Source organism: Pseudomonas sp. GW456-E7, assembly GCF_059424105.1.
Genome location: NZ_JBWKZB010000081.1, coordinates 9,362 through 12,476, shown reverse-complemented (window position 1 = coordinate 12,476; position 3,115 = coordinate 9,362). Strand labels below are relative to the sequence as shown.

Genomic DNA, 3,115 nt, shown 5'->3' with positions numbered 1-3,115 from the left:
CTGACCATCAACGTCACCCCGGTTGACGACAGCTTTACCGACATCAGCGAAAGCGTGACCACCGCCGAAGACACGGCCGTGACCGGCAGCGTCCTCACTGGCACGAGCAGCGTCGACGGTCCAGTCGGCGTGGTGAATTTCACCATCGACGGCGTTCCTGGGACTTTCAACGCCGGCCAGACCGCGACCATCGCCAACGTCGGCACCCTGGTGGTCGGAGCGAACGGCACCTACACTTTCACCCCGGCCACCAACTACAACGGCACGGTACCCACGGTGAGCTACACCGTCACCGACGGCTCCGGCAGCAATGTCACCTCGAGCCTGAACATCAGCGTCACCCCGGTCGATGACCCGAGCGTCCTGATTGCAGATACAAAGACCGTCGATGAAGACCACGCTGCAACGGGCAACGTGCTTGGCAATGACATCGATGTCGACAACGCTCTGAGTGTCGCGACATTCACCATACAAGGCGTCCCCGGCTCCTTTACCGCGGGTCAAGTCGCGACTATCTCCGGCGTCGGTACTGTGACTATCGCCACCAACGGCGATTACAGTTTCACCCCTGCCGCGAACTGGAACGGAACAGTTCCACAGATCGGCTACACCACCAACACCAACTCCACCAGCACGCTGGACATCACGGTCAACCCGGTCAACGACGCTCCGACCGTTAACTCCACTTCGGCCAGGGGTGATGAAGATCATTTGATCGCCGTGCAGCTCGGCGGCAATGACATTGACGGCAGCGTCAATCACTTCACCCTGACCAGCCTGCCGGCCAATGGCAAGTTTTACGCAGACGCCACCGGGACCATCGAGCTGACCGCCAGCAGCGTGATCTCCGCAACGGCCAATGGCGCAACGGTTTACTTCAAACCCACCGGCGACTGGAGTGGCACCACCAGCTTCACCTACAGCGCGACCGACAACGGTGGCATGCCTTCTGCTACTTCGGCAACCGGTACCATCGTCGTCGCGCCAGTCACCGATACCCCGAGCCTGTCGCTGACCGGTGGCGGTGTTGTTGCCTCGACCGACTTCCAGGAAGTCGCTGCGAGTATCGACGTCGATGTCAGCAAGCTCGGCAACGGCGCCTGGCACACTGACAACCACGGGGGCATGGTCGAAATCGGCAAAGCCAGCGTCTACGGTGCCGGCGGCAATAACCAGGTCATCGAACTCGAGCGTAATACCGGTGATGCGAGCAACCTCTACACCACTATCGATGCGAAGGCCGGCACCACGTACAACGTGTCGTTCGACTATGCACCGCGTGCCGGCGTAGATAATTCGCTCATCAACGTGTACTGGGGCGGTCAACTCATTGGCACCCTGAACACCTCGACCACGGGCATGCAGCACTACAGCTTCGACATTCCGGTCACTGCCGATGGCAACCAGAAACTCGAGTTCCGCGCTGGGGACAGCAACAGCCTGGGCGGCTTGCTGGACAACATCAATGTCACTCAGGTGCTCAACTCGGGCCTTGAGGACAACGCGATCCTGTTGTCCACCATCCAGGCCCACACCAATGACGCCGACGGCTCGGAAACGCTCACCCTCACACTGAACGGCTTGCCGGCGGGTTCCAGCCTCACCGATGGCACCCACACCTTCAATGCTGCCGACGGCTCGACGTCGGTGGACATTACGGGTTGGAACCTGTCCACGCTCAAGCTGACACCGCCGACGAACTTCAATGGCGACATCCCCCTGACCGTAACGGCCACCGCCAAAGACGGCGATGCCCCAAGCGCGAGCACTTCGCTGCCACTGGTGGTGCACGTGGCTGCCGTCGATGACGCCAGCGTGCTGCAGTCGGACCAGATCACCGTCGAAGAAGATCACAACGCGATCGGTAACGTGCTGACCAACGACCAGGATGTCGATAATGTCCTGAGCGTCGCAAGCTTCAGCGTGAACGGGGTCAACGGCAGTTTCACGGCGGGCCAGACCGCGACGATCACGGGTGTCGGTACGCTGATCATTACCAGCAACGGCGACTACACCTTCAAGCCGGCTGCCGACTGGAATGGCAACGTTCCACAGGTGACATACACCACCAATACTGGCTCGAGCAGTACGCTGAACATCAGCGTTACGCCGGTCAACGACAACTTCACCGACGCCAACGAAACGCCCTCCACCCTGGAAGACACCGTCCTCAGCGGCAGCGTCCTCAATGGCACGAGCAGCGTCGATGGCCCGGTCAGCGTGGTCAATTTCACCATCGGTGATACCACCTACGCCGCCGGCAGCACGGCGACCATCGCCAACGTCGGTACCCTGGTGATCGGTGCCAATGGGGCTTACACCTTCACCCCGGCTGCCAACTACAACGGCACGGTGCCGACCGTCACCTACACCGTCACTGACGGTTCGGGACCCAACGACACTTCGACCCTGAACATCAGCGTCACGCCGGTCAACGACAACTTCACCGACGCCAGCGAAACGGTCTCCACCCTGGAAGACACGCCCCTGAGCGGCAGCGTCCTCACTGGCACCTCGAGCGTCGATGGCCCGGTCAGCGTGGTCAACTTCACCATTGGTTCGACCACTTACACGGCCGGCACCACGGCGACCATTGCCAATGTCGGCACCCTGGTGATCGCAGCCAGCGGCGCCTACACCTTCACCCCGGCTGCCAACTACAACGGCACCGTGCCAACGGTCACCTACACCGTCACCGACGGTTCGGGACCCAACGTCACCTCGACCCTGAACATCAGCGTCACGCCGGTCGACGACAGCTTCACCGACGCCAATGAAACGCTCTCCACTCTGGAAGACACCGCCCTGACCGGCAGCGTCCTCAGCGGCACCTCGAGCGTTGACGGCCCGGTCAGTGTGGTCAACTTCAGCATCGACGGTGTGACTGGTACTTTCAACGCCGGCCAGACTGCGACCATCGCCAACGTCGGCACCCTGGTCATTGGGGCCAACGGCGCTTACACCTTCACCCCGGCCGCCAACTACAACGGCACCGTGCCGACTGTTACCTACACCGTCACTGACGGTTCGGGAGCCAACGACACTTCGACCCTGAACATCAGCGTCACGCCGGTCAACGACAACTTCACCGACGCCAGCGAAACGCTCTCGACCT

Annotated in this window: 1 protein-coding gene; it reads left to right on the top strand. The window is 61.3% G+C overall.

The annotated features are described in order from the left end of the window. Window positions 1–3,115: beta strand repeat-containing protein (locus AC07YV_RS28835; RefSeq protein ID WP_146025436.1), on the top strand; the 3,115-nt coding region annotated here is incomplete at both ends.